A 7,808-nucleotide genomic window follows, 5' to 3' on the forward strand; every position below is an offset into this window, starting at 1 on the left:
AAGGGATCCCAGCCATAAGCTGGGCGAGTTGGTTTGGGCTCCTCGGAGAGAGCGGGAGGTGGGATCTTGGGCCTGGGCCAGGAGCCGCTTCACCTCGGCAGTGAGCTGGCTTTCGCTAAAAGGCTTGGTCAGGTAGCCGGTTGCGCCCGACCACTTGCCGCGGATGCGATCCAGCAAGCTGTCCCGCGAGGTAACCATCAGGATAGGGAGAGACTTGAACGCTTCCAGGCTGCGCACGATGCGGCAGAGCTCTATGCCGTCGTTCGCGTTAGCGGTGCGGAGCACATTCCCGGGCATGGCGATCGCGTTAGCGGTGCGGAGCACATTGTCCATCAATAGCAGGTGAGGCCGGTGCTGGAACAGGAGGGGGAGCACCTCGGCGGGGTTGCCCGTTGTAATCACGCGTTCGCGTTAGCGGTGCGGAGCACATTACTGGGATAGGTACTGCCGCAGGATCTCCTGCATCACGACGCTGTCGTCTACGGCCAAGAGGGTTATGGGAGTGCGGCGCTGGGGTTGCAGCAAGTCTGGAGGCGTTTGCAGGCTCACCAGACCTTTTTTGGCCCAAGCGGCAAAGAGGCTAGCTACCTCCAGGCGATCGCGTGAGCGGTGCGGAGCACATTTCCCAACAGAGCTTTTGGGCAATGGCCTCCAGCGACTGGCCATCTTTGGTGAGGGCGTGGAGCTTCTGGCGCTGTTCGTCGCTGAGGCGATAGCGGTTGACCCGTTCGCGTGAGCGGTGCGGAGCACATTCGAACAGGTAGCGGTCAAAATCGGCAAGCAGGTTCAGCCAGAGGGCGTCTTCCAGCTCGCCTGGCTTTATCAAGCCCAGCTCGGTCATCATCTCCAGCAACTCCGGCAGGGAGTTGTCTGGGAGCAGCCGCTGCTGCAGCACACGGATAACCCGCTGGGGCCAGTCCAGGTTGAGGCGGGGGATAAAGCGCGATAGCCGTCGCAGCAGGATCGGGGCATTGAGGGGCTGATCGGCGGAAAAAAGCAGCCGGCCGTGGTAGTAGGTCAGCACCCAAGGCTCTGTGCCCTCGGCGGGATCCTCGCCCCTATGGTGAAGGTGGAGATAGCCAGTGGTAAACCGCCGACCTTGCTGCCGGAGCAGAGGCGCCAGTTCCGCCGCTGCCAAGAGAAAATGGGACATGGGAAACTCTCCGGCCTAGCCTCTTCAGGCTACCTAAGCAGCGACTACGTCAGCTACTCACCTCAGTTGAAGAGAGAGCCTTAGTTTGCGGCTGCTTTATCCCATTATCTCCCCTTCATCAAACCATTAACCTGGCCACACCCTCCCCCTGCCGGGACAGCAGTTCCCCCTTTCGGGGCCCGGGCTAGGCTTGCCTTGGCTACAAGTCTAGAGCCTCTCGCTGGGCCTGGAGCAATTTCTGGATGCCGGCCTGGGCCAGGTCTAACATTTGCAACAGTTGCGAGCGGTCAAAGCATCCGGATTCGGCGGTACCCTGGATTTCAATTAAGGCTCCCTGCTCGTTCATGACCACGTTCAGGTCCACTTCGGCCTGGCTGTCCTCCTCGTAGCAGAGATCCAGCAGCACCTCGCCTTGCACAATCCCCACCGAAAGGGCCGCCACTTGCTGTTGCAAAGGGGACCCCTGCGCTGGATCCAGCAGCCCCTGCTTGTAGAGCCAGGTGATGGCATCGTGCAGGGCCACATATCCACCGGTAATTGCGGCGGTGCGGGTGCTGCCATCGGCTTGCAACACATCGGCATCGATGGTGATGGTGCGGGATCCCAGCTTCCGGAGATCCAAAGCTGCGCGCAGACTGCGCCCAATCAGCCGCTGGATCTCAGCGGTGCGGCCGGAGACCTTGAGCGTCTCCCGCGGCTGGCGCTGTTGGGTGGCGGTGGGCAGCATGCGGTACTCTGCGGTCAGCCAGCCTTGGCCGGTGTTTTGTAAAAAAGGGGGGACTTCTTCAGCCACGGTGGCGGTGCAGAGAACATGGGTATCGCCAAGCTTAACCAACACCGAGCCGTGGGCGTAGCGGGTGAAGTGGCGCTGGAAGGAAACCGGGCGCAATTGGGTAGGTGTGCGGCCATCAGGGCGTTGCCAGCTCATGGGCGATTCAAATCCCTCGCATTGTCGTTCAGGTTCACCCACGGCAGCTTCTCCAAAAGGGCTGCCAGCGCCTTGGAAGACAGGCAGCGGGAGAGCTGCTGTTGTAGGCCAATAGGCAGGTTACAGTGTAAAGAAGTTCTTAGCCAACTTTTCCTACTGTTGCAGCAAGTTCTGGAACAAAAGGTGTCCTGCAGGGCAGGGCCCAGCCAGTAAGAAGACACAGACGTCATGATCCTCCTCTTCCTGCAGCGTTTACGTCAGTCGGCGCTCGACCCCCTCCAGGAGATCCGCTGGACGCCGGAACTGTTTGGGATCCTGCTGGTGTATTTTGTGCAGGGGGCAGTGGGGCTGGCACGGCTAGCCACCAGCTTTTACTTGAAGGATAACCTGGGCCTCGGCCCAACGCAGGCAGCGGCGTTGATGGGCCTGGCTGTAATCCCCTGGACTGTCAAGCCTCTTTATGGACTCCTATCGGATACGCTGCCGCTAGCAGGCTACCGGCGCCGCCCTTACCTCCTGCTGGCAGGGCTGTTGGGATGTGGGGCCTGGCTGGGGATGGCTCTGGGGGCGCCGACGGCTGAGCTGGCCCTGCTTTGGATGGTTTTGGCATCCCTGGCGGTAGCCGTGGGGGATGTCATTGTCGATTCGCTGGTGGTGGAGCGGGTGCAGGGCAGTGACTGGGCGGGAACGGGCACGCTGCAGTCTCTAACGTGGGGGGCCACAGCTCTGGGATCCCTGCTCACGGCCTATGCCGGGGGGGCGCTCTTGGCTCACTATCCTCCCCAGGTGGTGTTTGGGCTAACAGCCCTGCTGCCCATGCTGATTGCCCTGGCTGCTTGGGTCATTGAGGATCAGCCCGTGGCTAGCGCCTTGGGCTGGGATCCCCTGCAGCAACAGGTAGCTCGGGTGTGGCAAGCCCTGCGGCAGCCCAGCGTTTTCCTGCCGCTGCTGTTTGTGTTTGTCTGGCAGGCAACTCCCAGTGCCGACGTAGCGCTGTTTTACTTTGTTACCAACGATCTCGGCTTTGGTCCGGAGTTTTTGGGCCAGGTGCGGCTAGTGACTAGCGTCGCCAGCTTGGTGGGGGTGGGAATCTTTCAGGTGTATCTGCGGCACATCCCCCTGCGCCCCCTCTTTGGCTGGATGACGGTCATTTCCGCAGGGCTAGGCCTGACCAGCCTGATCTTGGTCTATCACCTCAACCGCGCTTGGGGCCTCGACGACCACTGGTTTAGCCTCGGGGATAGCCTGGTGCTGACAGTAGCGGGGCAAATTGCCTTTATGCCGGTGCTGGTTCTGGCCGCCCGCCTTTGCCCGCCAGGGATCGAGGCCACCTTTTTTGCCCTGCTCATGTCGGCCTTTAATTTGGCGGGGTTCCTCTCGCAGGAGCTGGGATCCCTGCTTATGCACGCTCTAGGAGTAACCGAAAGTAATTTCAGCCACCTGGGGCTGCTTTTGGTGATCACCAACCTCTCCACCCTCTTGCCCTTGCCCTTGTTGGGTTGGCTGCCCGCCGAGAGGATAACTCCCAGCCCAGCAGAGTTGGAGGCGGAAGCTCAGGCTTCGCTGCAGTCCTTCTTGCAGGGAGCAGAAGCAGCCGCTAGGGGAGAGGCAATCCCTTTGGGAGAGACGGACATAACCTACTCCTAAGGGGCCGGCGGCCAGTAGATAGCGTTGGCTTCCTCCTGCTTGAGCGCAGGCTATCAAGTGTATTGGCTAATGTCTTCCCCAGCTTCTGCCAGGAAGGAGAGGGCGCGGCAGCGCAAGGCCACCACCTGGTCGTAGAGGGGGTTAAGCTTGCACATGGGGGGAATGTGCAGCACCTTGCGGCCAAACAACACTACATCCCGCTCAAAGGGGCAGTGGGCAGGGATCATACGGCATAAGAAGCGGGCTACCCTCACGTCGCGGACTTGGATGCCGTCCAGCCACTTGCGCAAGGGAGCCAAAAGGTCGGTATAGCCGCTTTCAGGCTGGGCTTTTGCCGGCGATGGCGAGGTGGCCCTCTTGTCGACCAGCGTAGCCTTGAGCAGATGGAGCTGGGGAAGCTCCAGCCCAAAGGCAGTGGCCAATTGGTGCAACAAGCGATCTTCCGGCTCGGAATATACCCCATCGGCAACGGCTGTCATCACTGCCGTGCGCAGGAAATCTTCCCGCAACTCCGGCTGCAACTGGGCCGCCAGCTCTTCGGGGGAGAGGGGAGCGAGATCTTTCCCCTCTTCTTCGGGCCAGTCGGAGCGGATGAGATCTTCGATGAGTCGTTGCTCTTCGGGGCTGTATTCTCCATCAGCCCAGGCAATGCCAAGCAGCCCTCGTAGCCATAGTTCCGCCTGCTGGGGTGAGCACTCCCTAGCAGAAGTAGGCGTGGAATCGCTAGACATGGCAGAGCTCCACAAGAAGCCACCGCCATTTTAAAGAGCTAGGCTGGAGGTTGAAGTCTGGGCAACCTCTTTTTGTTCATGACGGATCCTCTTCCACCCCTAGCTGCCCAGGTTGAACCCAGCCCAGGGAGCGCTGAAGAGCCCAACCCGGATCTCCTAACTGCTGCCTACGACTACTTCCTACCGCCTGAGCGGATCGCGCAGAGGCCGGTGGAGCCCCGGGATCAGGCGCGAATGCTGGTGGTGTACCCCGATAGGCACGAGCACCGCCGCTTCTGCGACCTCCCCGACTACCTGCAGAGCGGGGATCTGCTGGTTCTCAACGACACCAAGGTCATCCCGGCCCGGCTGTGGGGAGCCAAGATCTTGCCGGGAAAGGACGCTTTTGGGGCGCGGGTAGAGGTTTTGCTGCTCGAGCCAGAGCAGCCCGGGATCCCAGGCAACACCTCCCCTCAGCAGCAGATCTGGCGGGTCTTGGTCAGGCCGGGCAAACGGGTCAAGGTGGGGGATCAAATCCGGTTTTGGGATCACCAGGGCTTGCTGGCTGAGCTGACGGCCACAGTGCTGGCGGTGGACGCGGAGACCGGCGGGCGGGTGGTGCAGTTTGCATGGGAAGGGGCGGATGCCTTTGAGCAGATCCTGGAGCGGGTGGGGCGGATCCCGCTTCCTCCCTATCTGGAAGCTGCCCGTGCCCTTGACCCGACAAGTGCGGGAGTCCGACCTGAAGACTATCAAACCGTCTGGGCCAGACACCCCGGCTCGGTGGCTGCCCCCACCGCAGGCCTGCATTTTACCCCTCAGCTTTTGGAGCGGTTGGCCCAGAAGGGGGTCCAAACTGCCTACATCACCTTGAACATTGGGCTGGGTACCTTCCGCCCGGTAGAGGCAGAGCGAGTAACCGACCACCGCTTGCACAGCGAGTGGCTCAAGGTGCCGGCAGAAACGGTGGACACTATTCGCGAAACCCAAGCCCAGGGAAGGCGGGTGATTGCGGTGGGAACAACGGTGGTGCGGGCCCTAGAGACGGCAGCCCTCTCCGGCGCCCTGCAACCCTGGCAGGGAAAAAGCGACCTCTTCATCTACCCCGGCTATTCCTGGCGGGTGGTGCAGGGGCTGATCACCAACTTTCATCTGCCCCGCTCCAGCCTGATGATGCTGGTGGCAGCCTTGATCGGGCGACAGCGCTTGCTGGATCTCTACCAGGAGGCCATCGAGCAGGGCTATCGGTTCTACTCTTTTGGGGACGGCATGCTGATCCTGCCCTAGGGGGATTCTTACCCTTTTGCCAAGGGCTTGGTAGGAAGGTCAGCAGGACGGTCTTGGCCAGTGGCAAACCAAGTTTGGAGGCGCTCCCATTCCACGTGGGGGTAGCCATCCACTGCCCAATCGGCCCGCCGCTGCAGCATGTGTAGAGGGAAGAAAGTGGCCAGAGCCAACACCGGGATCCCTTGCGAGCGAGCCGCTTGAATGCCGGCGTAGGTGGCTTCAAAACTCAGGCACTCCTGAGGGGAGAGCCCCATCCGCTCTAGGAGCAGACGGTGCAACTGAGGATCCCCTGCCTCGCCGGTTACGCGGTAGCGGAAGTTCTGAGTCAGCCGCGCCAGGGCTGGACAGGGGAAGCGCTCCAAAAAAGCCTCCACCTCGATAGCGGCGTGACCACTCAAGAGGCCCACCTTGAGCCGTAGCTGCTCCAGCTTCTCCAAGGCCTCCGCCAAGCCGGGAACCAGAAGAGATCCCTTTTGCTCCTGCAACGCCTGCCGGTAGTAAAGGGCCTTGCGCTGCAAAAGTCCTTCTTGCTGCCTGGGGCTGAGCACCCGTCCCTGGGCTTGCCAAAGGGCAAGGAGACCCTCCCGATCCGGTTGGCCCAGATGGTGTAGCCGATAGAGCTCTTTTTGCGCTGGGGATCCCAGATCCCAGGGGCGCAGGTTCTCCTCCAGCAACACTTGGTTGATGGCGTAGAGGTGCAGCTCCTCGTCGTCAGCCACCACGCCGCTCCAGGTTAGGATTACCCCTTGCAGCGCCATGCGAGGTCCTATTTCAGATTCTCCGGACAATTCTAGGAAGCTGGGATCCCTGGGCGGGTAGGAGGAGCCATAAAGCTGGGGGGAAGGGGTTCGGGGACGTGCCTTTGCAGGATCTCGTCGATGGCCTGCATTGCCTCCGCCTCCAGCGACCAGCCCCAAACTCCGGCTAGGTCATCCAGCTGCTGGCGCTTGCGCGCTCCCCATAGGATTGCACTCACCCCCGGCTGATCCAAGAGCCAGCGCACCGCCAACTGGGGCAAGGTTTTGCCGTAGCGCTCCCGCGCCAGTCGGCTCAGCTCTTCTGCCGCTTGCAGGTACTGGGAGTAGCGAGGCTCTCCAAACTTGGGATCGATGCCGCTGCGCAGATCTCCAGGCGGAAACTTGGTTTGCGGAGTCAGCCTTCCCCCCAACAGCCCCCGGCAGAGGGGACTGTAGATTAGCGTGGCAATGCCGTTGGCCTGGCAGTAGGGCAGGACATCTGCTTCGATCTGGCGCTCAAACAGGTTATAGGGCGGCTGGGCCGTGTGCAGGGGAGCCACCTGGCGGAAGCGCTCCATCTGCTCCGGAGAAAAGTTGCTCACCCCAATGGCGCGGATCTTTCCTTCCTGGAGTAGGCGGCCGAAAAAGGCAGCGGTCTCCTCCAGAGGCTCCAAGGGATCCGGCCAATGCACCTGGTAGATGTCGATCACATCAGTCTGCAGGCGGCGGAGGGAGTTTTCCAGATCCTGAGCCAGCCAACTGAGGCTGCAGTTGCGCACCACCTTGCCATTAGTCCACTGCAGGCCGGCCTTGGTGGCAATGACTACGCGATCCCGACAGCCGGCATCCCGGATAGCCCGCCCCAATAGCTCCTCCGAAAGGCCGCGGCCATAGGCCGGAGCCGTGTCAAAGAGCGTAATGCCCAGGTCAATAGCCTTGCGGAGGGTGGCATAGGCCTCCTGGGGATCCGCTGGCCCCCACCAATCCCCGGTCATGCTCCAGGTGCCCAGCCCCACGCGGCTAAGTTTTAGCCCCGTCTCGGCAAGCGTAACAAACTCCATGGCAACGTCTGCAAACAGGATCCCGTTTCAGGATGCTAACAGGCGCCGGGGGAGGACAAAGCCCCTTGCGCAGACAACCCACGCGCCTAGCTGCTGGTGGAAAAAGAGGGCGGGCTTTTGCCTCTGCTTTCCCGACTAGCGGCCTAGTAGAGTGAGGATTGAAAAATTCACACCCCAAAACTTTTGAGGAATGGTTCCATGAAGTCCATTTTCCCTCTTTGTCTGGCCGGCTCCCTGGGCGGCATTTTGTTCTGGGGATCCTTGCTGCCCGTTCAGGCGCAGGGG

The 7,808-nt window shown here is 61.3% G+C and carries 8 protein-coding genes; 2 read left to right on the forward strand and 6 right to left on the reverse strand.

Going from position 1 to position 7,808, the window contains the following annotated elements; all coding sequences use genetic code 11:
• The 3 genes from NW860_RS06180 to rph all read right to left on the reverse strand — a co-directional run.
• On the reverse strand, nt 1-402 hold a 402-nt coding region (locus NW860_RS06180; protein WP_414513087.1), incomplete at its 3' end, for a response regulator.
• 178 nt (nt 403-580) lie between these two features.
• On the reverse strand, nt 581-1,153 hold the full coding sequence (locus NW860_RS06185; protein WP_414513089.1) for a hypothetical protein: 573 nt from the start codon (nt 1,151-1,153) through the stop codon (nt 581-583).
• A gap of 199 nt (nt 1,154-1,352) precedes the next feature.
• Nucleotides 1,353-2,081: a ribonuclease PH gene (gene rph / locus NW860_RS06190; protein WP_414410267.1), complete on the reverse strand. Its 729-nt coding sequence runs from the start codon at nt 2,079-2,081 to the stop codon at nt 1,353-1,355.
• Between the two features lie 228 nt (nt 2,082-2,309).
• Here rph and NW860_RS06195 point away from each other — a divergent pair, with 228 nt between their 5' ends.
• Nucleotides 2,310-3,728: a folate/biopterin family MFS transporter gene (locus tag NW860_RS06195; RefSeq protein WP_414513091.1), complete on the forward strand. Its 1,419-nt coding sequence runs from the start codon at nt 2,310-2,312 to the stop codon at nt 3,726-3,728.
• 53 nt (nt 3,729-3,781) lie between these two features.
• On the opposite strand, the gene NW860_RS06200 is transcribed toward NW860_RS06195, so the two are convergent.
• On the reverse strand, nt 3,782-4,459 hold the full coding sequence (locus tag NW860_RS06200) for a Mo-dependent nitrogenase C-terminal domain-containing protein (protein ID WP_414394112.1): 678 nt from the start codon (nt 4,457-4,459) through the stop codon (nt 3,782-3,784).
• A 78-nt stretch (nt 4,460-4,537) separates the two neighbouring features.
• On the opposite strand from NW860_RS06200, the gene queA reads away from it, so the two are divergent.
• The gene (gene queA, locus NW860_RS06205; protein ID WP_414513094.1) at nt 4,538-5,725 is read left to right on the forward strand and encodes a tRNA preQ1(34) S-adenosylmethionine ribosyltransferase-isomerase QueA; all 1,188 of its coding nucleotides are present in this window, start codon (nt 4,538-4,540) and stop codon (nt 5,723-5,725) included.
• Between the two features lie 8 nt (nt 5,726-5,733).
• Here queA and NW860_RS06210 read toward each other — a convergent pair whose 3' ends face one another.
• Both NW860_RS06210 and NW860_RS06215 read right to left on the reverse strand, forming a co-directional pair.
• Nucleotides 5,734-6,483 carry an HAD family hydrolase gene (locus tag NW860_RS06210; protein ID WP_414513096.1) on the reverse strand — a complete coding sequence of 250 codons (750 nt, stop codon included), beginning with the start codon at nt 6,481-6,483 and terminating at the stop codon, nt 5,734-5,736.
• A 32-nt stretch (nt 6,484-6,515) separates the two neighbouring features.
• Nucleotides 6,516-7,523: an aldo/keto reductase gene (locus NW860_RS06215; RefSeq protein WP_414513098.1), complete on the reverse strand. Its 1,008-nt coding sequence runs from the start codon at nt 7,521-7,523 to the stop codon at nt 6,516-6,518.
• Nucleotides 7,524-7,808: the final 285 nt, after the last annotated feature.

The organism is Synechococcus sp. F70.1 (genome assembly GCF_047502745.1).
Taxonomy (GTDB): Bacteria; Cyanobacteriota; Cyanobacteriia; order Thermostichales; family Thermostichaceae; genus Thermostichus.